Below are 24692 nucleotides of genomic sequence, written 5' to 3' on the forward strand. Positions count from 1 at the left end.
TGGGTGTGACTGAATTGCGTTTTGAGACGGTGGATGTGGATCACCTGAGGGTTCATGTCTGCTCTACGGATAAATTTAAGACCAATATGATCATCGCCCTTGTGCAGCAAGATCTCTCTCCGGAGACGGTGACCCGTCACGCGCTCCTTCCCAGTGTTTTGCAACGGGGAACCCGTACGTACACCTCGACGGTTCAGTTGAAAAGAAAATTGGAGGAGTTATACGGGGCCTCGTTGTTTGGTGATGTGTTTAAACGGGGCGAACGGCATATCATGCAGGTGGGCCTGGAGATTCCCGATGATGCTTACCTGACGGAGACGGGGTCACTTTTGGAAGAAGGGGCTGCCTTTTTGGGTGAAATCCTCTATCAGCCGGCGACTGAGGGAGAAGCCTTCCGCGAGGATTACGTCCAGGCGGAAAAGAAAAATCTTCGTCAGAAGTTGGAAAGTTTGATCGATGACAAAATCCGATTTGCCGCCATCCGGTGTATTGAGGAGATGTGTAAAGAGGAGCCTTACGCCCTCTTCAACCACGGCCGCCTTCAGGATTTGGATGCCATCGACCCGCAGAACCTTTATACATATTACCAGGGGTTGATGAAGAACCAGCCGATCGACCTTTATTTTGTAGGGAACGTCACCCCAGAGCAGGCGGAAAAGTTGGTGAAGAACCACTTCCCGACCCAGGGTGGCCAACGAAGTGAGGTTCGTCCTTCCACTTCGAATCGTGTGCCTGATGAGGTCAAAGAAGTGGTGGATCGTCTCGACGTAAATCAGGGGAAATTAAACATGGGTTGCCGCACCCAGGTGACCCTGGCTGATGACGACTATCCGGAACTCCTGGTGTATAACGGTATCCTGGGCGGATTCCCCCATTCCAAGCTGTTTACCAACGTTCGAGAAAAAGCCAGCTTAGCGTACTACGCTGCGTCTAGGGTGGAAAGTCATAAGGGGGTCATGACGGTTCAGTCCGGCATCGAGATTGACAATTATCAGCGGGCGGTCGATATTATTCGCAAGCAGTTCGAACTGATGGAACAGGGGGAGATCAGCGATTCGGAGTTGAGCCAGACGCAAGCGATGCTGACCAACCAGTTGAAGGAACGGCAGGATCGGGCCCATGACCTGATCGATTCCCACTATCACGGGCTGTTAAGCGGGCGCAAGCGTCCCCTGGACCCATTGATTGAACAGATTAACCGAGTGACAGTTGCTGATGTGAAAGCGGTAGCCGAAAAGGTGAAACTTGATACGATTTACTTTTTGAGAGATAAGAAGGGGGGAGACGAAGGTGGAAAAAATTGAACACAGCCAGTTGAAAGAGACCATTTACTATGAACAACTCCCCAACGGGCTTAAGGTCTATCTGCTTCCCAAACCAGGTTACAATAAGACTTACGCCACCTTTACCACCCGGTACGGCTCCATCGATAACCATTTTCAACCGCCGGGAAAAGAGGAAATTCGGGTTCCTGACGGTATCGCCCACTTTTTGGAGCATAAGATGTTCGAGGAGCCAGAGGGAGATGTTTTTAATAAGTTTTCCAAACAGGGGGCTTCCGCCAACGCTTTTACCAGCTTTAATCGGACAGCTTACCTTTTTTCCTGCACGGAAAACGTGGAGAAAAATTTGCAGACGCTGATCGATTTTGTTCAACATCCCTACTTTACCGACGAGTCGGTGGAAAAAGAGAAGGGAATCATCGGTCAGGAGATCCGCATGTATGATGACAATCCCGACTGGCGTTGTCATTTTGGCTTGATCGGTGCCATGTTTCAAAACCATCCGGTGAAAATTGATATCGCCGGAACCATCGAATCGATATCCAAAATTGATAAAGAGACCCTTTACACCTGTTACCACACCTTTTATCATCCCAGCAACATGCTCTTGTTTGTGGTGGGACCCATCGATCCAGAAGCGATTATGGATCAGGTCCGTCAGAATCAGGCGGACAAAGCCTACGAAAAGCAGGAGGATATTCGCCGCATCTACCCTGAGGAAGATGAGAAAGTGGCTCAGGAGAAGGTGGAAGCGCATCTGTCTGTGGGGATTTCCAAATGCTTGTTCGGTTTTAAAGAAAACCGGATCGGCTTAAGTGGTGACGATCTCGTCAAGCAGGAACTGGCTACGGAAGTAATGTTGGAAGCTTTGTTCGGCCAAGGTTCCGAGTTGTATCAGTCTCTGTATGATGAAGGGCTGATCGATGACCATTTTGGCTACGATTATACTTTGGAGGAAGGGTATGGATTTTCCATGGTGGGAGGAGACACAGCCGATCCCGACCAACTCCTCGCCCGGATCCGGGAGGAGCTTCCCTCTATCAAGGAAACGGGTATTCCTGAGGAAACGGTGGACCGGATTCGAAAAAAGAAGCTGGGGAACTACCTTCGCTTTTACAATTCTCCGGAGTGGATCGCCAACCAGTTCACCCATTACCGTTTGAATGATACGGATCTGTTCAACATCATTCCGATGTTGGAGCAGCTGAAGTCGGAAGAGGTGAACAAACGGTTACAGGAACATATTGATTGGGATCGTTTTGCTGTATCCTTGGTTCGCCCGATCAATGAGCAGTAACGAATGATGGGCGTGCCTTTCGGGGCACGCTTTTTTTATGGAGAGGGGGAGAATATGGACCGTCCTTTATCTGGGCAAGTGGCCCTGGTTTCTGGGGGAAGCCGCGGGATCGGTGCTGCAATCGCCCTTCGATTGGCAGATGCAGGGGCGGATGTGGCTATCGCTTATCTCCGCTCCCGGGAAAAAGCGGAGAGGGTGGTCGAGCAGTGCCTCTCCCATGGGAGCCGCGCCATTGCCATTCGTTCCGATGTCCGTTCTCGGGATGCAGTCAACGAGGTGGTGGAAGCAACCCGCCGGGAGCTGGGAACCCCCCTTTTACTCGTTCACAATGCCGGCGTGGCGGGGGATAGCGTTTTGTTTCAAGATGTGACCGATGAGGAGTACAACCGGTTGATGGATACCCATGTCCGTGGCGGGTATCATCTGATTCAAGGGGTGATGCAAGAGATGGTGAGGCGCCGTTTCGGCCGTATCATCCTGCTTTCGTCTGTTTGGGGGGAATCAGGTGGTGCCGGAGAGGTGCTTTACTCCGCTGCCAAAGGAGCGGTCAACGGAATGACCCGGGCGCTGGCCAAGGAATTGGCTCCCTCAGGGGTGACCGTTAACGCTGTCGCCCCCGGCGCGATCGAGACCGATCTGTTGAACGCACAGTTATCCGGTGAGGAGCGAAGGGAGTTGGCAGAAGCGATCCCGTCCGGACGCCTGGGAAAAGGGGAAGAAGTGGCCGCGATGGTTGAATGGCTCTGTCGCAGAGAAGCGGCTTATGTCACAGGTCAAATTCTCCATATAAACGGGGGTTGGTATCCATAATCGGCATGCTCTTTTTTGTATAAGGAAAAGGGGATCGGATCATATTACCCGTAGAGGACATCATCCCCAAAGGAGGATAAAATCCATGTCGGTCCTTAACAACTTCCAGGACTGGAAAAACTTCTTGAACGAACGCGTCGAGCAGGCACAAAGTTTAGGGATGGATAATGAAGCGCTCAACAACGCCGCTGTACAGATTGGCGAGTATCTCTCCAAGGAGATCGATCCCAAAAACGACCAGGAACGCATGTTGAAGGAATTGTGGGACGCCGCAGACGAACAAGAGAAGCACACGATGGCCAATTTGATGGTCAAGCTGGTTCATGGCGGCGATCAACAGTCTTAATAAGGAAGAGATGAAACACCCTTTATCGACAGGGTGTTTCATTTTTTTATTCAAAGATATTATTAAGTAGCCGGGGTTCGATTCTCAACGGACATGTGGTATACTATTAAACAAATTTGCAACCTTGTTTAAAGTCTCCTGAACAATTTGACAGACGGTCTTGCGGAAGGGTGTGTACATATGGGCGACCACGATTGGTATCTCGAATACCAAATCCATAAAAACCGACCTGGTCTGCTTGGTGATATCGCCTCTCTGCTGGGGATGCTCTCCATCAATATCCTGACCATCAACGGGGTGGAGAATCGACGAAGAGGGATGTTACTCAACACAAACGACCGGGAAAAGATCGAAGCCCTGAAACAGATCCTGAAGCGTATGGATAATATCACGGTCACCGCGATCCGTCCGCCCACTCTGATGGATCGGATGGCGGTTCGCCACGGCCGTTATCTGGACCGATGTCTCGTGGATAAAAGAACGTACCGCTTTACTCGAGATGAGTTGGGTCTGCTGGTTGACTTTTTAGCGGAGCTCTTCAAAACGGAAGGGCATCAGCTCATCGGGATGCGCGGTATGCCCCGGGTGGGAAAAACGGAATCCGTGGTCGCCTCCAGCGTGAGTGCCAACAAAAGGTGGACCTTCGTCTCATCGACCCTTCTGAGACAGACGGTCCGTAAACAACTGGCGGATGATGAAATGGATTCCGATAATGTTTATATTATCGACGGGGTGGTTTCCACTCTGCGGTCGACGGAGCGTCACTTTATGCTGATCCGGGAAATTATGCGCATGCATGCGACCAAGGTGATCGAACATCCGGATATCTTCGTCCGGGAGACGGAGTATGAGCTGGATGATTTCGACTATCTGATCGAACTGAGAAATGATCCGGATGAAGTGATCAGCTATGATGTTTTGGATGATGACATTTCCACTTTTGATATCGGATAGAAATAGATGGGAATTCAGGAGGTACAGTAATGTCTGGAATCGGAAACCGGTTAAAAGAGACAAGGGAAAACAAAGGCTTATCTTTGGAACAAGTGCAGCAGAACACCAAGATTCACATCGAATACTTGCGTGCATTGGAACAGGAGCAGTTTAATTCTTTGCCTAGTCCATTTTACGTCCGGGCTTTTCTGCGCACTTATGCTCACAGTCTGGAACTGGATGCACAGCCGTTGTTGGATCGTTATGAGCGGTTGTCAGCTGCAGGAAGAGTGCAGGGGAGGCAATCTTCCTCTGCCAACCACGCTACACAAGGGCGGGAACGGGTAGGGGGGATGCGGCAGCGGCGCCCGATGCAACAGAGTCCCCGATTGGGACGAACTTATTCCCCCCGTTCTCAGCGGATGGCGCCCCCGTCCCCATATGGGCGGTCGGCCAGTGCTTTTGCTAATGAGAATCAGCAATCGCGACAACAAACGAATCCTTTGTCTCAGCAAGGGACAAGCCGTTTCCGGACGATTCCGCCAAGGCAGGCCCAACCATCGGTTTCCCAATCCACCCAGCGCTATCAACCGCCGGTGACCCCCCCTGGTGAGACAGGGACAGGGTCCCAACAAAATTTGCAGCAAACGTTAACCCCCCGTAAAGTCAGTCAAGAAATCAAACGTGGAATGGCGGAAGGGGATGGCAGACCGAAAAAAAGCGGCGCCAGCAAGTGGATGGTGCGAGTGGCTGCCATCGGAGCGCTGTTGTTGGTCTCTATCGGAGGTTATACAGTGATTACCACTGGGAGCGACGACAACCAGGTAGCCAAAAACGAGCAGCCGCAAGATGGAGGGGCTTCCGACAAAGCGGATACTACGGATAAAGCGGAAGCAGATGCTCTAGATGCCCCAACCTTGACAAAGGTGGAGACCGGCGAAGAATTGGAAGGAGATCTTTACGTCCTGGAAAATGCTGATAAGTTGAAAGTGGAGATCAAGGCGAGCAAGGGAGATACCAACATCAATGTCGGCAGCAAGGTGAATCAGGTAGAGGATTCATACGAGATTAGTGCGGGGGAACAGCGTACATTGTCCTACGACAAGTTTGTCTGGTTCCGTCTGACAAAGCCATCTAACACTCAAATTAAGGTAAATGGTGATGAGATCGATACTTTGGCTCAGGACGTTCCCAGAAGTTATCGGATTCAGTTGAAGAAATAGTAATGGCAGGAGGTGGGCCGGGTGTCGGTTAAGATCGGTCACCGGCTCAGACAAGCCCGGGAGTCCCGAGGGTTAACTCTGGAGGAGATGGAAGCTCATACACGGATTGCCGCCCATGATCTGGCTGCGCTGGAAGCGGAGGACTTTGACCGCATCGCCAGTCCCTATTATGTACGGACCTATCTCAGGACTTATGCGCGCGTCCTCGGCTTGGACCCGCGGGAGATCGTGGAGGATTACCGTCGAGGAGCGGAGGGACTGTCGTCATCTCCTGCAGGCGGTATCGGTTACAGGGATGGTCGGCCTGGATCGAGGGCCCGCTCCCGCCGTTCCAGAAAATCCCGCCGAGATCGGGATGCGGTTCCACCTGCAGTGGAAGAGTCGAGTGAGGAGGAGTTCTCTCCTCCGTCACGCTTTAGCCGACTTCCCCGCAGGCATATACGGAGCGAGTCTGATGAAGTGGAAGAAGAAACTGGAACTCCGCGGGGCGGAAACACCACCCCGCGGATAAGTATGCCGCCGGATTTACCAGAACCTCAGGAATTGGGGTTATCCCCTCGTCAAGGGCATCAAAGGTCGGAAGGTGCAGCGGATAGCCTTGAAGGCGAGTCGCTCAGCCGCAGCGGAAAACATGCAGCGATGGGACGGGGCGGCCGAAAGAATCAGCAATCGAAGGATGATCAAAAGGACCGTTTAGGTATATGGTACACCCGCTTTTTAATCGCGATGGCTCTCTTGCTGATACCGGCGGCCATATATGTTTTTTCGACAATGTCCGGAGATGAATCTGGCTCCGCCGACCCCGTTGGCCAGGATGAAAAATCAGAAGGTGATAAAGAAGAGACTGGATCGGCTGATACTCCCAAGCCTGTGCTGACTCCCTTGGAGATGGGCGGGGAAAAAATGGACCGTTATGAATTGGCTTACGCCGATCAGATTCAACTCAAGGTGAAAGGCAAGGATGAATGTTGGTTGCAGGTTCGGGAACAGGAGATCGGCGATGCGCTGAAGGAATCCCTCCTGAAGAAAGAGGATGTTTTTTCCTATACCTATAAAAAAGGTAACGAACTATTTCTGGTATTGGCGCCCGCTTCCGGTGCAGAGGTGACCGTTAACGGGGAACAAGTGAAAACGTCCTCGTATGATCACAAAAAGGTGATTCACATCGCCCTTGTCGATTGAAGCTCCCCGTCTGGGGAGCTTTTTGACAGGGGGGAGTCTCTCGGTTATACTGAACCAGAACTTTTGCCGGGTTATGCCCATCTTCTGAAAGCTGAGAGAGGCAGAAAATCCCGGTTTTTTTGAGGTTCTGCAGGGAGGTGGAACAGGCCAGTGGCGAAGCCGACCGACCCGTTGAGAAAAGCAAGAGAGGCGGCCGGTTTGACGTTGGAGGATGTGAAGAGCCGGACCCATATACGGTTGCATGATCTACGGGCGGTGGAGGAAGGGGACTTCGACGCACTTCCAGGAAAATACTATACCCGAACATTGATTCGAAAGTATGGGGATTATCTCGGAGTGGATCCAGCCCCGATTTTGCAGGAGCTGGAACAAGAGAGGACGTCGGCAGTGATAGAAGAGGAAACGGCAGAGAAGGAGCTGTCCGTATCTCACCTCAGCCGGAAAGAGCGGTATCGCGCAGAGAAAGAGAAAAGCCTTTCTTTTCCCCAAAGTGTGGGCCGCTTCCTTCCCACTTGGTTGAAGTCCCCGCCTAAAAAGTACGTCTGGATTCTTTTGGCCTTTTTTGCGCTGTTGATCCCCGTTGCTATCTATGTTTCCTCTTCCGCAGAGGATCCGTCGGGGGAATCGAATGACCAAAAATCGGTTGACGCTCAGGATTCGAAGAAAAATGCGGAGGACGATGCCGTCGTTGAATTGGTAAAAGCGTCGGAAACTTATACCTACGGCGATATGTATGAAGTTTCCAAGGCGGATGAAGTTCAGGTGACCTTGGAGGCTAAGGAGGATACCTGGTATCGGTATCGCGCAGGGGGCCCGACAAAAAAGGTGAAAGAGGAAGCGACGATCCAAAAGGGAGAGAAAAAAACCTTCCGTCATCCGGAATGGGTCTCACTTTTGGTTGAAAGCCCTAACCAGGTCAAGCTTACTTTTAACGGCCATGTTATCTCTACAGAGGGAGTGACAGGCCAGCATGCTTATCAGTTGAAGCTGAAGAAATGATCGAGGCGCGGGAGCTGCTGAATAGGCAGACTCCCGCTTTTGACATGTGAGAAAGTGATATATTATACTTACGATATTCGCGGGAAAAGAATGGGAACGTTCACCCTCTGGGCCCTGCTTTCTACGGGGGCTTGTTTTATGCTTTTGGATGCGAGTACATAGATATTGACGCCGACTGGGTTACCATTGGCACAGGTCTGGAGCTGACGGTTTTTGCGCAAGCTGGATTATGGTAAGGTTAGGAGAGCAAGACCCGGCAGGTGGAAGAAACGCCCCTTTGTTTCCCGGGGGAGGCGATTACCTGGATGATCAACGGATGCGGAGAAGCGGCGGGACGGTTTATTTGCACCCTGCATCTTCCGATTCTGCGGGGGAGGGTTCGTCGACGTGAATCTGGCCAATAAAATTACACTGGCCCGGATTTTTTTGGTGCCGATTGTGATGCTTTTTTTGCTGGTAAATTACGATCTGGGTCAATTCCGTTTGGAGCATGGTGTGATCACGGTAAGCGAGATCATTGCCACCTTGGTATTTATCTTGGCAGCGGTGACGGATGGTTTGGATGGCTACATCGCCCGCAAACGGAAATTGGTGACCAATCTGGGTAAATTTCTTGATCCCCTTGCAGATAAACTGCTGATTTCAGCATCGCTCATTTCCCTGGTGGAGATGCAGCGTTTAGACGCGTGGATCGCCATCGTGATTATCAGTCGGGAGTTTGCGGTAACAGGTTTGAGATTGGTTGCTGCTGCGGAAGGGAACGTGATCGCTGCCAGTCGTCTCGGTAAGTTGAAAACGATTGTGCAAATCATTGCCATTGCAGCGCTGATGCTGAATAACTTTCCCTTTTCCTTTATCTCATTTCCCTTTTCCCAGATTTTCGTCTGGTTGACTGTGATCATTACAGTTCTGTCCGGGATGGACTACTTTATTAAAAATCGGGCTGTGATCCGGTTTTCAAAATCTCGTTGACAGAAAGGAAGTCATGGATGCGAGCTGAGCTGGTGGCGGTGGGAACCGAACTGTTACTGGGACAAATCGTGGATAGGCATTCGGCTTTTTTATCCAAGGAGTTGTCACAGCTGGGGATCGATGTGTTTTTTCATACATCGGTGGGCGATAATTGGGGACGGCTTAAAGAGATTGTGGAGACGGCGGTTTCCCGTTCCGACTTGGTCATTTTCACCGGGGGATTAGGTCCGACGGAAGATGATCTGACCAAAGAGACAGTGGCTGAAGTACTGGATGTTCCATTGGTGGAACATCCCCCGTCCGCAGAAGTGTTGGAGCGTTTATTTTCGGAGCGCGGCCTGTCTGTCCCCCCTTCCAATTATAAGCAGGCGTTGATGTTTGACGGCGGAACGGTTTTTCCGAACCCTAACGGTACCGCTCCCGGTGTTGCGATCAGCCGTGATGGGGTGACGTGTGTGCTTCTCCCAGGACCTCCTACAGAATTGTATCCGATGTTTGAGGCGCATGTTCGCTCCTATCTGGAATCGATTCGCCCCGACCATGAAGTGGTGGTCTCCAAGGTGCTACGCTTTTTCGGGATCGGGGAATCTCACCTGGTGGAACGGATCGATGACCTGATTCGGAACCAGGATAATCCGACGATTGCCCCCTTAGCCAAGGAGGGAGAGGTTACCCTGCGCTTGACGGCCAAGGCGAATACCCGACAACAGGCTGAGGCGATAATTGCTCCGGTGAAGGAGTCCATCCTCCAGTCGGTCGGCCGGTATGTGTACGGGGAGGATGAGGAGAGCTTGGAGAGGGTCCTTGTCACCGCTCTCGCTCAACAAAACCGGACGGTTTCGCTGGCTGAAAGCTGTACTGGAGGACTTCTCAATCACATGATCACCTCGGTCCCCGGAAGCAGTGCCGTGTTTCAGGGAGGCATCGTCTGTTATACTGATGAGGTGAAAAAATCCATGCTGGATGTTTCTCCGGACATTTTGGCCGGTCCAGGGGCAGTCAGCATGGAAACTGCACAAGCCCTCGCTGACGGAGCCCTTCGCCGCCTGGGCTCCGATTTCGCTCTTTCCGTCACCGGTGTGGCTGGTCCGGAGCCTGCGGAGGGAAAGCCCGTTGGCCTGGTCTATCTGGGTTTGGCGGAACGGAACCAACCAACCCGCACTTATCGGCTCAACCTCTCCGGTTCACGGGAGAAGATCCAGATCCGTGCGGCTAAACAAGCGCTCTATATCCTGTTGGAACGATTAAAGAAAGGTGAAGCTACGAATGAAGCAATTTGATACCTTTGAATTGGACTCCCGCATTTTAAAAGGGATCCGGGACATGGGCTTTGAAGAACCCTCCCCGATCCAGGAGGAGTGTATTCCTGCCGTTCTCCGTGGGGAGGATGTGATCGGCCAGGCTCAGACGGGGACTGGTAAGACCGCCGCCTTTGGCATCCCCCTTCTAGAGCATGTGGATACTGATCTTCACAAAGTGCAAGCGGTGATACTGGCGCCTACCCGGGAGCTGGCCATCCAGGTTTCGGAAGAAATCCGTCAGATCGGCCGGCCGAAGCGGGTCAAAACCCTCCCCATATATGGTGGACAACCGATTGGCCGCCAGATTAAGGCCTTGAAGCAAGGAGTTCATGTGGTGATCGGAACTCCCGGCCGGATGCTGGACCATCTGCGTCGCAAAACGCTCCGTCTTGATGATGTGGATACGCTGGTGTTGGATGAAGCTGACGAGATGTTAGACATGGGCTTTATCGATGACATCGAAGCCGTGATGAACTTTATGCCGGCCAATCGGCAACTGCTCCTGTTTTCAGCCACCATTCCCCCAGCCATTCGTCACCTGGCCCGTAAGTATATGAAAAAGCCCCGTTATATCACAGTTAGCCGAGGAGAAGTGACGGCGCCAGTGATCGAACAGGTGTACTACCGGGTATTGGAAAGCGCCAAGTTGGAATCGCTGTGCCGGATCCTTGACAGCGAAGAGGTGGAGCAGGGGATCCTGTTTTGCCGGACGAAAAAAGGTGTTGATGAGTTGGCGGAATCCCTGTCAGGACGGGGATATCTCGCCGGCGGGTTGCATGGGGATATGGCTCAGCAGCAGCGGGATCGGGTGATGAACGCCTTCCGCCGCGGCGATATCGAGCTTTTAGTGGCGACTGATGTGGCTGCTCGGGGGATCGATGTGGGCACGATTTCCCACGTGATCAACTACGATATTCCTCAAGATGCGGAAAGCTATGTTCACCGGATCGGACGGACCGGCCGTGCGGGACGGACCGGGGTCGCACTCACGCTGGTCACCCCCCGGGAGATGAAACAGCTTCGTTCCATCGAATATGAGATTGCCGGACAATTGCACCCCCGGGAATTGCCCAGTTTGGAAGAGGTTGCGGAGCGGCAGCAACAGGTGTTGCGAGAGCAGCTAGACGAGATGATCGAATCCGGCGAACAGATTCCGATTTTCGAAGAGCTGGTTAAGGAGCTGTCGGAGAAACACGATGCGGAAAAGATTGCCGCAGCCGCTCTTCATATGGCTTTTGCCGACCGATTCAATGCCGGCACCGATGCTGTGTACGACTTCGGGGAGACCGGTGCTTCCCCGGGGATGGTTCGCTTCTTCATCAATGTCGGTCGCAACGTCGATATCCGTCCGCGGGAGCTGGTGAAAGCGATCGCGGAACAGGCAGGAATCGCCGCCAAGAAAGTGGGTCGCATCAACATCTACGACCGGTTTTCTTTTGTGGAAGTCCCTGAAGAAGTGGCCCCTTTCGTCTTTGAAGCTCTGCGTCGAACCAAGATCAATGGAGCCCGGGTCAATCTGGAACCGGCCCGTCCCCGAAACCGTTCCTGATGATCCTTTAAAAAAACCTGCCGATCGGCAGGTTTTTTTAAAGGATGGAGGATCAGTGAATGCCCAGGGCCATCTTGGCGTAACGGGACATCCGTTCTTTGCTCCAGGGCGGGTTCCAGACGATGTTGACCTCCACGTTGTTCACCCCGTCGACCGACTTGACGGCGGTATCTACCATTTCGTTGATCATACCAGCCAACGGGCACCCCATGGCGGTCAGAGTCATGGTGACTTTGACGTTGTTTTCATCGTCAATGTCTACACCATAGACCAGTCCCAGGTTGACGATATCGATGTGGAGCTCTGGATCTTCGACGGTTTCCAAAGCTTCCATAATCTCTTCTTTCATTTGTTCCTTATCCATTTTTACCCACTCCTTTACGGGATGAGGCATCTTTTATACTTTATAATTACTCTACCACAAGCATACAGGTGATAAAACACTTCACAGGGAATCGAATAAATGTTCGTAAATAATCTTGGCAGGGATCTAAAAAGGATGTATCATGATAATATCCATGGGATCGAAGGAGTGAGGAATGCATGTCCGACCGCAGTCAAGCTCTGGATATGGCGTTAAGGCAGATAGAAAAGCAATTCGGAAAAGGTTCGATCATGAAGATGGGAGAGTCGACCGGTCGTCAGGTGGAGACCGTATCCAGCGGTGCTCTCGCCCTGGACATTTCTCTGGGGGTCGGGGGATATCCCCGGGGGCGGATTATCGAAGTGTACGGCCCGGAATCTTCAGGGAAGACGACTGTTGCTCTTCATGCAATCGCAGAAGCGCAGCGCAACGGGGGACAAGCCGCCTTTATCGATGCCGAGCACGCGCTGGATCCTGTTTATGCCCAGAAGCTCGGAGTGGACATCGATGAATTGCTCCTGTCTCAGCCCGACACAGGCGAGCAGGCCTTGGAGATCGCCGAAGCCCTGGTCCGCAGCGGAGCTATCGATATCATCGTTGTCGACTCAGTGGCTGCATTGGTACCCAAAGCGGAAATCGAAGGGGAGATGGGTGACTCCCATGTGGGCTTGCAGGCCCGTCTGATGTCCCAGGCGCTTCGCAAACTTTCCGGCGCGATCAGCAAGTCGAAAACGATCGCTGTTTTCATCAACCAGATTCGGGAGAAAGTGGGCGTGATGTTCGGTAATCCGGAAACCACTCCCGGCGGCCGTGCGCTCAAGTTTTACTCCAGTGTCCGGCTGGAAGTTCGCCGTGCCGAGACGATCAAGCAAGGGAATGAGATGATCGGAAACCGGACCCGGATCAAAGTGGTCAAAAACAAGGTGGCCCCGCCCTTTAAGCAGGCGGAAGTGGATATTATGTACGGGGAAGGGATTTCTAGGGAAGGGAGCATCCTGGATATCGGCAGCGACTTGGATATCGTGAAGAAAAGCGGTGCCTGGTACTCCTTCGAGGGAAATCGCCTCGGACAGGGTCGGGAGAACGCCAAACAGTTCTTGAAGGAAAATAGTGAGACCACTCTGTCCATCGAAAATAAGATCCGAGAACATTACAATTTACCGACGGTCAGTGTTGCGGAAGAGAAGACGGAGAAGAGCAAAGGAAAAAAGGCCAAGGGTGAGGAAGAATCTGAAGCCCTCTCCCTCGACCTGAAGGAGTAAGGGGACGGGCGTGATGGGTGAGATCACGCGGATCGAACGACAGAAGAACGGACTTCCCCGCTACAACATTCATGTGGATGGAGCTTACCGGTTCGCTGTTCACGAGGATGTGCTGGTACGTTTTAGACTGAGTAAGGGGATGGAAGTGGATGCTGCCGAGATAGAGTCCATCCTGGCGGAAGAGGAGCGGAATAAAGTGTATCAGGCCGCCCTACGCCATCTCAGCTACCGTCCCCGCACGGTCTTTGAGTTGAAACGCCATCTCCTGGATAAGGGATATGAATCTGCCTATGTGGATGCGGTAACTGAGGAGCTGAAGGAGAAGCGTTATCTGGATGATCGGCGCTTTGCACAAGCCTGGGTGGAAGAACGGCGTCGACGAAAAGGATATGGCTCCCTTAAGCTGAAACATGAACTGGAACAGAAAGGTGTTTCTTCCGAAACCGTGGAAGAAGTGCTGAGCCAACTGGAAGATGAGAAAGAGAGAGAGCTGGCCCGAATGGTTGCGGAAAAACGGTACCGCCGTCTTGTCGGACAACCCTGGCCCAAGGTGGAAAGGCGCCTGGGCCAGTATTTGTTCAGGCAGGGCTTCAACCCGTCACTCGTTTATGAGCTCCTCCGTACCTTCCGGAGCCGGCACGAACGGGAGGAGGGATGATGAATGCTCCGCCTTCTCTATGTCACCGATACGCACATCCGGGGAACGGCTCCCCGCAGCCGGACTGACGACTTCGTCCAGGCCATCGGCGATAAATTGGATGAAGTGGTGGAGATTGCCCATCGGGAAGGGGTGGATGCTGTCCTTCACGGTGGGGATTTGTTTGACCGGCCCGACCTTTCCCCGGCCGTGGTGCGGGATGCTGCCCGGTTGTTACGCCGTCTCCAGCTGCCTATCTATACAGTGGCCGGCAACCATGATATTTACGGCCATAACCCAGACACGGTCGAGCGGTCGATGTTAGGACTATTGGATGCGTTTGGGGTAGTTCAGCTCATTCGGCCAGGGGAAAAGGTTCTTTTGGAGGGCGGTGGCCGGAAGATCCAGTTGACCGGCCAGCCTTTCCACTATGATTTGGATAGACGGGAGGCATCTCTGGACTATGCAGTCCAGAATGAAACAGGTGCCGATTACTGCATTCATATGGTTCACGGTATGGCGGTGGATCGACCGTTGCCGGATGGGGTGGCCCACACCATGGTGGATACGCTGTGGTCAGAAGAGGTGGATGTGCTTCTGACTGGACACTACCATGCCGGTTTTCCCGTGAAACAGAAAGAAGGCCGCTATATTATCAATCCCGGTGCCCTCGCTCGCATCAACAACCATCCTTCGGAAATCAGACGGCATCCTCAGGTGGCGCTCTTGGAGTTGGGAGAAGAGATTCACGTCCGTTTGATCCCTATCACTTGTGCGGCACCTGGTGATGCGGTCCTGGACCGCTCGTATCTGGAAAAGGCTGCCTACCGAGAGGAGAAGATGGCCGAGTTTGTGCGGATGTTGCGGGACGATGGGGAGTTCAGGGCGCTGGCTGTCCGGGAAATTGTTGAGGAGATCGCCGGGTTGGAGAAAGTGGAGGATGAGGTGAAGCATGAAGCCCTGCGACGAATCGCTGTGGTTCAAGAGCAATGGGGGAGTGAAGGGGGGCTGGTGGAGTGAAAAAGTTTGACAAGTTGGTGATTGAGAACTTCCAGTCCCACACCTATACCGAGGTGGATTTTACCGAAGGCTTCAATGTGTTCGTCGGTCCGTCGGACAGTGGAAAGAGCGCTATCCTGCGGGCGCTCCGCTGGCTGTTGTACAATCAGCCCAAGGGGACCGATTACATCCGGGCAGGCAAGAATCGCTGCCGGGTCTCCCTTACCTTGTCCGACGGGACGGTGATCACCCGGATCCGCTCTGCCTCCGTTAACCGATACATACTTCAGGATCCCCAGGGCAGTGAGCAGGTTTTTGAGGGGTTCGGCAGCCAGGTGCCAGAAGAAGTGAGTCGTGCCCACGGGATGCACATGTTGAAGTTGAGTGCTGATTGGAACCTCCCCGCTCAATTTGGCAGCCAGCTGGAGGGGCCGTTTTTGCTGTCGGAGACAGGCAGTGTCAAAGCCAAGTCCATCGGCCGAATCAGTGGTGCACACCTGATCGATATGGCCCTGCAGGAAACGGGGAAGGATTTGAGACGAACGGCTGTAGATTTAAAGTATCAGACGGCGGAAGCGGAGCGGTTGAAAGAGGAATTGAAACCATATGAACACCTGCCGCAACTGATCCGCGATCTCGACCGTTCCGAAGCGATTGAGCGGGAAGCGGAAGGAAAACATGAAAAGCTGCAGCGGGTTTTGGCCTTACGGGAACGGCGCACCGCTGTCCATCAGGAGAAGGAAACGGTGCAGGAGCGGCTGAATCGTTTGGCCGGTTTGGAGCAAGTGCAAGATCTGCTGAATCGATTAGAGAGTGAAAACCTCCGATATCGACAGTTGGAGCGGTTGCGGTTGAGCCGAAGAAAACTGGTGCGGGAACGGACATATTGGCAAAATGTCTTAAAGGCGAGCCAGCACTTAAATCAAGTCCAACACCGACTCCAGGAGCTGGTGATAGCCAAAGACCGGTTGTCCAAACTTCGCACCCTTCATGGCCATCTGGCGAACATCCGCGCGGAGACGGCGCGTTATCAGCGGTTGCAGCAGCAGACCGAGGGCATCCACCAGATCGATGTTTCTCGACTGGAAGAGAAGGAAGAGATGTTGAAGCGGTTGGCCGGGTTGCAACCCCGATATATGCGAGTGAAGTTGGGAAAAAAAGAGGTAAACAAGGTATTACAGGCGACGGAACGGCTCCCAGTTCAGAAGGTGACCCGTCTGGAACAGATGGCGGAACGACTGGCCTGGCTGAGGAAGCAAGCTCAAAAACGAGCGGATCTTCGTTCCCGATTGGAGAAGGGAGCGGTCTATCTCAAGAACAATGCGGAGCAATTTGATCGGTTGACGGAAGAGCTGGTAAGCCACCTTCGAAAGCTGGGTCGATGTCCCCTTTGCGGTTCCGAAATCGGCTCATCCGTCCTTGAACACTTGATGGAAGAGTACAGGGGAGGGGTAACTGGTGCAGCGGCAGGAAGAGAGGATTAAAGAGATTAAGACGGCCTTGGAAGAGGCGAAAAACCAGCGTTACAAGGCCGAACTTCGGTTGGAAAACCTTCAGCAGCAGGAAAAGGCGATCCTGGAGGAGTTGGAAGAGCTGGGTGTAGAACCGGAGCGCTTGGATGAAGAAATCCAACGGCTGGAACAAGAGATCGACCGCCAGATTGAGGAAGCCTGGTCGTTGCTTCCCCAGGAGCTGATCGGGAACTATGGATCGGAAGAATGAACTCCAGCAACTGAAGGAGCGCCTGAATGCTGCTCGGGAAGAGGCCTTGGTGCGCAAGACCAAGCGGGATTCTCTAACAAGTATGTTGCAGGATGTGGAGCGTCGGATGGCGGAGGCTGAGTCCAAGCAAAAACTTTATGAAAAGGTTGGCGCTCTTCTCCAGGAATCGGCGGAGCATGCTCGAAAACAAGCGAAAGCCCAGATGGAAAATCTAGTGACGAATGCGTTGCAGTATGTATTCGGACCCATGTTTCGCTTTGAAATTGAGCTCTCTGACCATGGTGGCAAGCCGGTAGCCGACTTTTTTGTGGTTACGGAGTGGGACGGGATCACGGTAAAGAACAAACCTCAGGATGCTCGCGGCGGCGGTGTGGTGGATATCATCTCTCTCGCCCTCCGGGTGGCCTTGATGGAAACCTTTCGGCCGTGCCCGAAGGGTCCGTTGATTTTGGATGAGCCGGGCAAACATGTCAGCTCCGAATATATCGTATCGATGTTGGAATTCCTTAAATCTACCGGAGAGATGTTTGATCGGCAGATCATCTTGGTGACCCACAATACACACTTGACGGAAGGTGCCGATCGGGCCTTTGAGGTGGGTCTAAAAGACGGAACGACCGTCGTCCGCCCAGTTCGATTTCTTGACAATGGGTGAACCTAATAATACAATTGGAGTGCATCTGAGATACTCCTTTTGTGGTTTCTCATGATGTTTTGTTTAAAACTTTCCCCGTAATAACAGGTTTCTAGCTTGTTGTCATCGGGTAACTCCATGATTTCCAACTTCAGTTTGAAGTCAACCATCCGGAACTGTCCGCTTTACCCGGATGAAGTTAAAGCGATGGAGTGCGGAGCGAGCGAAAACTCGGTAAACTATACATCGTTTGCCCGATCGGAAAAAATGGGCGGCGTACCCCTTTTCGCCATGTGGATGATAGGGGAGTGACTGGACAGACCGATGTGCTCGGTCTTGTTTTTTACTTGAAAAAGGGAGGAGGTGGGTAGCAATCGATGGGTGATTTTCTTCTCTGGCTGCTCCTGTTCCTCCTCGGTATTGGACCTGGTCTGGCCATCGGGTATCGCATGCGGAAACTGACGGCGGAAGCCCGTATCGGCAGCGCCGAGAAAGAGGCGGAACAGATCATCGATAAAGCCCGCGGAGACGCGGATTCTTTGAAACGTGAACGGATTATTGAAGCCAAGGACGAGGCGCACCGCATCCGCGCTGAAGCGGAACAGGAAATCCGGGAACAAAGAAATGATCTTGCTCGGCTGGAACGGCGGTTGATGAGCAAAGAAGAGAGCCTCGACAGAAAACAGGACGCCCAGGAAAAACGGGAAGAAGAACTGAATCGGCGGGAAAGCGGGATCCAAGACCGTGAAAACCGAACGGAAGAATTGTATAAAGAACAGGTAGCCGAACTGGAACGACTGTCCGGGATGAGCTCCGAAGAAGCCAAACAGATCATTCTTTCCAGAGTGGAAAACGAAATGAAGCATGAAACGGCTCAGCTGATCAAGGAAATGGAACAACAGGCGATAGAAGAGGCGGATAAACGAGCACGAAGTATCCTCTCTCTCGCTATTCAGCGTTGTGCTGCCGATCATGTGGCCGAGACGACGGTTTCAGTGGTAACGCTCCCCAACGACGAAATGAAGGGACGAATCATCGGTCGGGAAGGTCGGAATATCCGCGCCTTGGAAACCCTGACCGGGATTGACCTGATTATCGACGATACACCGGAAGCGGTTATCCTGTCCGGGTTTGACCCGATTCGGCGGGAAGTGGCCCGGGTCGCTCTTGAAAAATTGGTGGCAGATGGCCGCATTCATCCCGCCCGCATCGAAGAGATGGTGGAAAAATCGCGAAAAGAAGTGGATGAACGGATTCGAGAGTACGGGGAACAAGCCACATTTGAAACGGGGGTCCACGGTCTCCATCCCGACTTGATCAAGATTCTCGGGCGGTTGAAGTTCCGGACCAGTTACGGACAAAACGTGCTGCAACATTCGATGGAAGTGGCACATTTGGCCGGGTTGCTGGCGGCAGAACTGGGTGAGGACGTTCATCTGGCCAAACGAGCCGGACTTTTGCACGATATCGGGAAAGCGATAGACCACGAGGTGGAAGGGTCTCACGTAGAAATTGGGATCGAATTGGGTAAAAAGTATAATGAGCACCCTGCCGTGATCAACGGGATCGCATCTCACCACGGAGATGTAGAAGCCACAAGTGTCATCTCTGTTTTGATCAGTGCAGCGGATTCATTGTCCGCCGCCCGTCCCGGTGCACGGCGCGAGACCCTGGAAGCTTACATCAAACGTCTTGAGAAGTTGGAAGAGATCAGTGAATCGTTTAACGGGGTCGATAAATCTTACGCCATTCAAGCCGGGCGCGAAGTGCGGATTATGGTTCGCCCCGATGAGATTGGCGATAGTGAATCGACAAAATTGGCTCGGGAAATTAAAAAAGAGATCGAAAACCAGCTGGATTATCCGGGACATATCAAAGTCACGGTGATCCGTGAAACACGGGCTGTCGAATATGCAAAATAAAGTGGCTTCATGCCGCTTTATTTTTTTCCCAATCTGGAGGAGCTAAACGATGCGTTTGTTATTGGTAGGAGATATTGTTGGATCCCCTGGCAGAAAAGCCTTGTGTGAATATTTGCCTCGTATCAAACGGGCGAAGCGCCCCGACCTGATTGTGGTCAACGGGGAAAACGCTGCCGATGGGCGAGGGATCACCCGGGCCATCGCCGGGGAGTTTTTCGGCATGGGCGTCGATGGCATCACCTTGGGGAATCATACCTGGGATAAGCGGGAGATCTTTGATTTTATCGATGATGAACCTCGGATCGTCCGTCCGGCCAATTATCCCGAAGGGACGCCTGGGCAGGGCTATACCCATCTCCGCTTTTCTCGCGGGGAACTGGTGGTTATCAGTCTGATGGGACGCACCTTCTTGTCCAGCCTCGAATGTCCTTTCCGTACTGCCGACGCTATTTTGAAATCATTGAAGGAGAATGTACCTGTCCTCGTTGACTTTCATGCCGAAACTACCTCTGAAAAACAAGCACTGGCCTGGTATCTGGATGGAAGAGTTTCAGCGGTTATCGGGACCCATACCCACGTACAGACTGCCGATGAGCGGATTTTACCCGGGGGTACCGCTTATTTGACCGATGTGGGGATGGTGGGACCATATGATGGCATTCTCGGGATGGACAAAGACTTGATCGTCAAGCGATTTTTGACCCAACTACCGGTCCGTTTCGAGGTGGCAACGGGAAAAGTTCAGCTAAATGCCGTGCTACTCGATCTGGATCCGGCAACCGGAATGGCTTCGGACATCCGCCGCATCCGTATCGATGATGATCATCCTTGGTTTGATTAAGCGGTTGGAGAGCCTTCTCGGTGGCAAAATAGAGCATCGCTGATAGAATTGCTCTTTTATACGACGAATAGAAGGAATTTATAAAAGATTGCCGAATATATTTAACAGTGGACTCACTCCAAACCATCGAGGAGGTAGCCAACATGGAAGTATTAAAAGTTTCAGCAAAGTCCAACCCGAATTCCGTCGCCGGTGCACTTGCAGGGGTTTTGCGTGAACGCGGCAACGCGGAGATTCAAGCCATCGGTGCAGGTGCACTCAACCAATCTGTCAAGGCAGTTGCCATCGCGCGAGGGTTTGTAGCGCCCAGTGGAATTGACCTGATCTGTATCCCAGCTTTCACTGATATTGTTATCGATGGTGAGGAACGTACGGCGATTAAGCTGATCGTTGAACCTCGTTGAGAGGGATGAAGCCTGATCGTAAAACCTGTTTATACCTATAAACAGGTTTTCTTTTGTGTGACAGGGAGGGAAAGAGGTGCGTTGGATCGATGGACATTGCGATGTGTTGTATAAAATGTGGGAGAACCCATCTAAGAAACTGGATTTTTACAGAAGGGATTCCGCCTTGGATGTAAATGCCCCGGCAGCTAAAGAGACTGGCATGCTGCTGCAGGTGTTTGCCGTTTTCGTTCCCCCCGAAGTGCCGCGAAGCCAGACTTGGCAGGTGGCGTTAAACCAAGTGGACCGGTTTTACGAAGAGGTGATCCGTGATGGACGGTACGTTCGTCCGGTGCAAAGCCCTGATGATTTGTTTGCGCTGACCCGGGAAAACCGGATGGGGGGGCTTCTCGCATTGGAAGGTGCCGATGCCCTTCAAGGCGATCTCCGTCATTTGCGCCTCTTGTACCGGCTCGGTCTCCGTCAGGTGGGGTTGACCTGGAATGGAACCAATGAAGCGGCGGACGGGATTCAGGAAGAACGGGGCGGCGGCTTGACCCGTTTCGGGTGGGATCTGGTGAAAGAGATGGGGCGATTGGGAATGGTTTTGGATGTCTCCCATCTGTCGATTCGAGGGTTTTGGGATGTGATGGAATCGGATCTTCCGGTGGTGGCCTCCCACTCCAATGCCCGGGCAATTTGCTCCCACAAGCGAAACCTGCTGGACGATCAGATCCGGGCGCTGATCCAAAAACAAGGGCTGATCGGGATCACGTTTGTCCCCATGTTTGTACGGGATGACCCAAACGCTGCTACCATAGACGATCTGCTCTTACACATCGAGCATATCTGCAGTTTGGGAGGGGAACAACGGATCGCTTTCGGCTCTGATTTTGACGGGATCGACCAAAAAATTCCCGGACTTCGTCACATCGGTGATCTGCCCTATCTGGAGGAGTCGTTATTGAAACGGTTCCCGGAACACCTGGTACGCAAATGGATCGGGGAGAATGGGTATCACTTTTATATGGAACATCTGTAAAGTGGAAAAGAAGACGGTAACGGTTGCTTTTTGCCCTTGGGGCGTCTAGAATGAATAACTACCAATAGCTATCGAAGGCAGGCAGAACCTGTTCTGCGGTTTCGGTATGCGGTCCAAACCCTCCGGGTTTGAGCAGGAGCGGCCGTGCGGCCGTTCATCGGTACCTGATGACGCAGGGAAACCGTTTCCCAACGCCTGTGGAGATGCGGAAAAAAAGAAAAAACCGGGTCGCTGAAACAGGAACTTATCTTTAAGGGGCGTCACAATATGTTTTTTTGTGCACAGTTGCAGGGAAGAATCAAAGGAGATGAGTTGATTGATCGAGCAGCTTTCGTGGAAAGTGGGCGGACAGCAAGGGGAAGGCATCGATAGCACCGGAGAGATCTTTTCCACCGCGCTGAATCGCTTGGGTTATCATCTTTATGGTTATCGTCATTTTTCTTCCCGCATTAAAGGAGGTCACTCCAATACCAAGATTCGCATCAGTACCCGACCGATTCGGGCGGTTTCTGATGATTTGGACGTTTTGGTCGCCTTCGATCAGGAAACGATCGATCTCAATGCCCATGAGCTCCATTCTGACGGGGTAATTATTGCCGATACCAAATTTAAACCGAGTTTGCCGGAGGGGATCACAGCCCGACTCTTTTCCATTCCATTTACAACCATCGCCAAGGATATCGGTCTGGCCCAGATGAAAAATATGGTCGCCGTCGGGGCATCCAGTGCTTTATTAGGTCTACCGACGGAGTCCTTTCAAGAAGTGATCGAGGAGAAATTCCTCCAAAAAGGGCAGGCGGTTGTGGATAAAAACATGGAAGCGATCAAAAAAGGCGCCGACCATGTCATGCAGGAGGCAGGCGGACCGATCGAGGCACTGCGCTTGCAATCATCCGACGGAAAAAAACGCCTGTACATGATCGGGAACGATGCGATCGCATTAGGTGCGATCGCCGCAGGTGCACGTCTGATGGCCGCTTATCCGATTACCCCTTCGTCAGAAATTATGGAATACTTGATTAAACAATTGAGCGAATTTGGGGGTACCGTTGTCCAGACGGAAGACGAAATCGCCGCCATTTCTATGGTGATCGGTGCCAATTATGGGGGGGTCCGAGCGTTGACCGCATCGGCCGGTCCGGGACTTTCCTTGATGACGGAAGCGATCGGCCTCTCGGGAATGACGGAAACTCCGGCTGTTATCGTCGATACCCAGCGGGGCGGCCCCAGTACGGGACTTCCCACCAAACAGGAGCAAAGTGATATCAATGCGATGATGTACAGCACGCATGGGGAGATTCCCAAGATTGTGATTGCTCCCAGTACAGCGGAAGAATGCTTTTACGACACGATCCAGGCTTTTAACCTGGCGGATCAATATCAGTGTCCGGTCATCATTCTCTCCGATCTGGCCCTCTCCCTCGGTAAACAGACGGTGGAGCCCTTGGACTATGATCGGATTCAGATTGATCGGGGGAAGCTGATTACCGACTCGGCAAACCTGCAGGAACTGGAGAATTCTGAGCTGTACAAGCGATACGAGGATATCGATGACGGGATTTCTCCCCGCATCCTGCCCGGTGTGAAAAATGGACTGTACCATGTGACCGGAGTGGAGCACGATGAGACCGGCCGACCCTCGGAGAATGCCGCCAATCGCAAAAAGATGGTGGAAAAGCGATTGCGGAAGCTGGAACGGGGGATCCCCTTTAAAGATCCGGTTTATGTAGATGAGAGACACGAGGAAGCGGATCTCTTGATTGTGGGTATCAACTCCACCCGGGGAGTGATTCAAGAAGCCATGGGACGATTGGAGGTTGATGGAATCAAGGTGAATCACCTCCACTTGCGTCAATTGCTCCCCTTCCCGATCGATGCCGTTCAACCCTACGCGGAAAAAGCGAAGCGGGTGATTACTGTAGAAAATAATGCCACCGGACAATTAGCCAACCTGTTGAAACTTCAACTGGGTATGAAAGATAAAATTTCCCATGCGGGTAAGTATGACGGCAACCCCTTCCTTCCTGCGGAAGTGTACAATCAATGTAAGGAGCTGTTAGTCCATGGCCACGTTTAAAGATTTCCGCAATAAAGTAAAACCCAACTGGTGTCCGGGGTGCGGCGACTTTTCTGTGTTGGCGGCGATGCAGCGGGCATTCGCTAATCAGGGGTTGGAGCCGGAAGACGTGGTGTTGGTTTCGGGGATCGGTTGCTCCGGCCGGATTTCCGGTTATATGAACGCTTACGGTTTCCATGGGATCCATGGAAGGGCGTTGCCGATTGCTCAAGGGGTAAAATTGGCCAACCGTGATTTGACTGTGGTGGCAGCCGGTGGTGACGGGGACGGTTTTGCTATCGGGATGAGTCATACCATTCACGCCATCCGGCGGAATGTGGACATCACGTATATCGTGATGGATAACCAGGTATATGGGTTGACCAAAGGGCAAACCTCTCCCCGCAGCGAGATGGGTTTCAAGACGAAAAGCACTCCGAAAGGTTCTATCGAGTCCTCCATCGCTCCCTTGGAGATGGCGCTGACAGCCGGTGCCGGCTTTGTTGCTCAGGGTTTTTCCAGTGATCTGAAACAGCTGTCCCGCCTGATCGAAGAAGGGTTGAAACACAAAGGGTTCTCCTTGATCAACGTATACAGTCCCTGCGTCACGTACAATAAAATCAACACCTATGATTGGTTTAAAGAGCATCTGGTTAACCTGGATGAAGAAGAGGGATACGATCCTTCCAACCGGATGATGGCGATGCAGAAACTGATGGAGTCCAATGGATTGGCGACGGGTCTCATCTATCAGAACAAGGAGCGGGCCAGTTACGAAGAGATGATACCAGGATTCCGCGAAACGCCGCTGGCGAAAAGCGATTTGAAGCTGGATCGAAGCAAATTTGAGCAATTGGTCGCCGAGTTCGCTTAAATGGAGCCACAGCCACTTTCCGGCAGGGAAGTGGCTGTTTCATTTCCGAAGGGGGACTGAG

The 24692-nt window shown here is 52.5% G+C and carries 24 protein-coding genes; 23 read left to right on the top strand and 1 reads right to left on the bottom strand.

The genetic code is table 11. From position 1 onward, the window contains the following. The first annotated feature begins 5 nt into the window (after positions 1-5). From yfmF to BLP91_RS03250, 11 genes are all read left to right on the top strand, one after another. Positions 6-1304: an EF-P 5-aminopentanol modification-associated protein YfmF gene (gene yfmF, locus BLP91_RS03200; RefSeq protein ID WP_245662067.1), complete on the top strand. Its 1299-nt coding sequence runs from the start codon at positions 6-8 to the stop codon at positions 1302-1304. Continuing rightward, a complete protein-coding gene (yfmH, locus tag BLP91_RS03205) occupies positions 1291-2580 on the top strand; it encodes an EF-P 5-aminopentanol modification-associated protein YfmH (RefSeq protein ID WP_091566597.1) in 1290 nt (429 codons plus the stop codon). Before yfmF ends, yfmH begins: the two co-directional genes overlap by 14 nt. A gap of 54 nt (positions 2581-2634) precedes the next feature. After that, complete coding sequence (ymfI, locus tag BLP91_RS03210) at positions 2635-3390, top strand: elongation factor P 5-aminopentanone reductase (protein ID WP_176757787.1); 756 nt, start codon at positions 2635-2637, stop codon at positions 3388-3390. An 85-nt stretch (positions 3391-3475) separates the two neighbouring features. Further along, positions 3476-3736: a DUF3243 domain-containing protein gene (locus BLP91_RS03215; RefSeq protein ID WP_091566601.1), complete on the top strand. Its 261-nt coding sequence runs from the start codon at positions 3476-3478 to the stop codon at positions 3734-3736. A 180-nt stretch (positions 3737-3916) separates the two neighbouring features. Then, positions 3917-4690, top strand: coding sequence for a DUF3388 domain-containing protein (locus BLP91_RS03220; RefSeq protein ID WP_091566603.1), 774 nt, complete (start codon positions 3917-3919; stop codon positions 4688-4690). Between the two features lie 29 nt (positions 4691-4719). Next, the gene (locus BLP91_RS03225; RefSeq protein ID WP_091566604.1) at positions 4720-5892 is read left to right on the top strand and encodes a helix-turn-helix domain-containing protein; all 1173 of its coding nucleotides are present in this window, start codon (positions 4720-4722) and stop codon (positions 5890-5892) included. A gap of 21 nt (positions 5893-5913) precedes the next feature. After that, positions 5914-7074, top strand: a complete 1161-nt coding sequence (locus tag BLP91_RS03230) for a helix-turn-helix domain-containing protein (RefSeq protein WP_091566606.1) — start codon at positions 5914-5916, stop codon at positions 7072-7074. A gap of 150 nt (positions 7075-7224) precedes the next feature. Then, the gene (locus BLP91_RS03235) at positions 7225-8073 is read left to right on the top strand and encodes a RodZ domain-containing protein (protein ID WP_091566608.1); all 849 of its coding nucleotides are present in this window, start codon (positions 7225-7227) and stop codon (positions 8071-8073) included. A 387-nt stretch (positions 8074-8460) separates the two neighbouring features. Continuing rightward, on the top strand, positions 8461-9045 hold the full coding sequence (gene pgsA, locus BLP91_RS03240) for a CDP-diacylglycerol--glycerol-3-phosphate 3-phosphatidyltransferase (RefSeq protein WP_091566610.1): 585 nt from the start codon (positions 8461-8463) through the stop codon (positions 9043-9045). A gap of 17 nt (positions 9046-9062) precedes the next feature. Continuing rightward, positions 9063-10325: a competence/damage-inducible protein A gene (locus tag BLP91_RS03245; RefSeq protein WP_091566612.1), complete on the top strand. Its 1263-nt coding sequence runs from the start codon at positions 9063-9065 to the stop codon at positions 10323-10325. Further along, positions 10312-11895 (top strand): DEAD/DEAH box helicase, encoded by a 1584-nt coding sequence (locus BLP91_RS03250; protein ID WP_091566614.1) that lies wholly within the window; start codon positions 10312-10314, stop codon positions 11893-11895. Before BLP91_RS03245 ends, BLP91_RS03250 begins: the two co-directional genes overlap by 14 nt. A 52-nt stretch (positions 11896-11947) precedes the next feature. Here BLP91_RS03250 and BLP91_RS03255 read toward each other — a convergent pair whose 3' ends face one another. After that, entirely contained in the window at positions 11948-12259 is a 312-nt protein-coding gene (locus BLP91_RS03255) for a metal-sulfur cluster assembly factor (protein WP_091566616.1), read from the bottom strand. A gap of 179 nt (positions 12260-12438) precedes the next feature. On the opposite strand from BLP91_RS03255, the gene recA reads away from it, so the two are divergent. The 12 genes from recA (at position 12439) to BLP91_RS03315 (ending at position 24631) form a co-directional block, all read left to right on the top strand. Beyond that, positions 12439-13521 (top strand): recombinase RecA, encoded by a 1083-nt coding sequence (recA, locus tag BLP91_RS03260; RefSeq protein WP_091566618.1) that lies wholly within the window; start codon positions 12439-12441, stop codon positions 13519-13521. A 13-nt stretch (positions 13522-13534) separates the two neighbouring features. Then, entirely contained in the window at positions 13535-14179 is a 645-nt protein-coding gene (locus BLP91_RS03265; RefSeq protein WP_091566620.1) for a RecX family transcriptional regulator, read from the top strand. 3 nt (positions 14180-14182) lie between these two features. Next, on the top strand, positions 14183-15178 hold the full coding sequence (locus tag BLP91_RS03270; RefSeq protein ID WP_091566622.1) for a metallophosphoesterase family protein: 996 nt from the start codon (positions 14183-14185) through the stop codon (positions 15176-15178). Beyond that, positions 15175-16641: an AAA family ATPase gene (locus tag BLP91_RS03275; RefSeq protein ID WP_091566624.1), complete on the top strand. Its 1467-nt coding sequence runs from the start codon at positions 15175-15177 to the stop codon at positions 16639-16641. The genes BLP91_RS03270 and BLP91_RS03275 overlap by 4 nt, the downstream gene beginning before the upstream one ends. Then, positions 16616-16879, top strand: a complete 264-nt coding sequence (locus tag BLP91_RS03280; RefSeq protein WP_091566626.1) for a hypothetical protein — start codon at positions 16616-16618, stop codon at positions 16877-16879. The genes BLP91_RS03275 and BLP91_RS03280 overlap by 26 nt, the downstream gene beginning before the upstream one ends. Next, positions 16863-17534, top strand: coding sequence for an ATPase (locus tag BLP91_RS03285; protein ID WP_091566629.1), 672 nt, complete (start codon positions 16863-16865; stop codon positions 17532-17534). The genes BLP91_RS03280 and BLP91_RS03285 overlap by 17 nt, the downstream gene beginning before the upstream one ends. 356 nt (positions 17535-17890) lie before the next feature. Then, entirely contained in the window at positions 17891-19435 is a 1545-nt protein-coding gene (gene rny, locus BLP91_RS03290; RefSeq protein ID WP_091566630.1) for a ribonuclease Y, read from the top strand. A 49-nt stretch (positions 19436-19484) separates the two neighbouring features. Next, positions 19485-20276 carry a TIGR00282 family metallophosphoesterase gene (locus BLP91_RS03295; RefSeq protein WP_091566631.1) on the top strand — a complete coding sequence of 264 codons (792 nt, stop codon included), beginning with the start codon at positions 19485-19487 and terminating at the stop codon, positions 20274-20276. Between the two features lie 143 nt (positions 20277-20419). Beyond that, positions 20420-20680 carry a stage V sporulation protein S gene (locus BLP91_RS03300; RefSeq protein WP_040387185.1) on the top strand — a complete coding sequence of 87 codons (261 nt, stop codon included), beginning with the start codon at positions 20420-20422 and terminating at the stop codon, positions 20678-20680. Between the two features lie 76 nt (positions 20681-20756). Then, entirely contained in the window at positions 20757-21701 is a 945-nt protein-coding gene (locus BLP91_RS03305) for a dipeptidase (protein ID WP_091566633.1), read from the top strand. Positions 21702-22017: 316 nt separating this feature from the next. Next, positions 22018-23778 (top strand): 2-oxoacid:acceptor oxidoreductase subunit alpha, encoded by a 1761-nt coding sequence (locus BLP91_RS03310; protein ID WP_091566635.1) that lies wholly within the window; start codon positions 22018-22020, stop codon positions 23776-23778. After that, positions 23765-24631 carry a 2-oxoacid:ferredoxin oxidoreductase subunit beta gene (locus tag BLP91_RS03315; RefSeq protein WP_091566637.1) on the top strand — a complete coding sequence of 289 codons (867 nt, stop codon included), beginning with the start codon at positions 23765-23767 and terminating at the stop codon, positions 24629-24631. The genes BLP91_RS03310 and BLP91_RS03315 overlap by 14 nt, the downstream gene beginning before the upstream one ends. The last annotated feature ends 61 nt before the right edge of the window (positions 24632-24692 follow it).

This window comes from Melghirimyces thermohalophilus (assembly GCF_900102685.1).
Classification (GTDB): Bacteria; Bacillota; Bacilli; order Thermoactinomycetales; family DSM-45169; genus Melghirimyces; species Melghirimyces thermohalophilus.

Bases quoted from the DNA above. Each gene is read 5' to 3' on its own strand.
- recA (WP_091566618.1), top strand. From the start codon at position 12,439: ATGTCCGACCGCAGTCAAGCTCTGGATATGGCGTTAAGGCAGATAGAA.
- ymfI (WP_176757787.1), top strand. From the start codon at position 2,635: ATGGACCGTCCTTTATCTGGGCAAGTGGCCCTGGTTTCTGGGGGAAGC.
- BLP91_RS03215 (WP_091566601.1), top strand. From the start codon at position 3,476: ATGTCGGTCCTTAACAACTTCCAGGACTGGAAAAACTTCTTGAACGAA.
- BLP91_RS03285 (WP_091566629.1), top strand. From the start codon at position 16,863: ATGGATCGGAAGAATGAACTCCAGCAACTGAAGGAGCGCCTGAATGCT.
- BLP91_RS03315 (WP_091566637.1), top strand. From the start codon at position 23,765: ATGGCCACGTTTAAAGATTTCCGCAATAAAGTAAAACCCAACTGGTGT.
- rny (WP_091566630.1), top strand. From the start codon at position 17,891: ATGGGTGATTTTCTTCTCTGGCTGCTCCTGTTCCTCCTCGGTATTGGA.
- BLP91_RS03265 (WP_091566620.1), top strand. From the start codon at position 13,535: ATGGGTGAGATCACGCGGATCGAACGACAGAAGAACGGACTTCCCCGC.
- BLP91_RS03255 (WP_091566616.1), bottom strand. From the start codon at position 12,259: ATGGATAAGGAACAAATGAAAGAAGAGATTATGGAAGCTTTGGAAACC.
- BLP91_RS03250 (WP_091566614.1), top strand. From the start codon at position 10,312: ATGAAGCAATTTGATACCTTTGAATTGGACTCCCGCATTTTAAAAGGG.
- BLP91_RS03295 (WP_091566631.1), top strand. From the start codon at position 19,485: ATGCGTTTGTTATTGGTAGGAGATATTGTTGGATCCCCTGGCAGAAAA.
- BLP91_RS03225 (WP_091566604.1), top strand. From the start codon at position 4,720: ATGTCTGGAATCGGAAACCGGTTAAAAGAGACAAGGGAAAACAAAGGC.
- BLP91_RS03245 (WP_091566612.1), top strand. From the start codon at position 9,063: ATGCGAGCTGAGCTGGTGGCGGTGGGAACCGAACTGTTACTGGGACAA.
- BLP91_RS03220 (WP_091566603.1), top strand. From the start codon at position 3,917: ATGGGCGACCACGATTGGTATCTCGAATACCAAATCCATAAAAACCGA.
- BLP91_RS03270 (WP_091566622.1), top strand. From the start codon at position 14,183: ATGCTCCGCCTTCTCTATGTCACCGATACGCACATCCGGGGAACGGCT.
- BLP91_RS03300 (WP_040387185.1), top strand. From the start codon at position 20,420: ATGGAAGTATTAAAAGTTTCAGCAAAGTCCAACCCGAATTCCGTCGCC.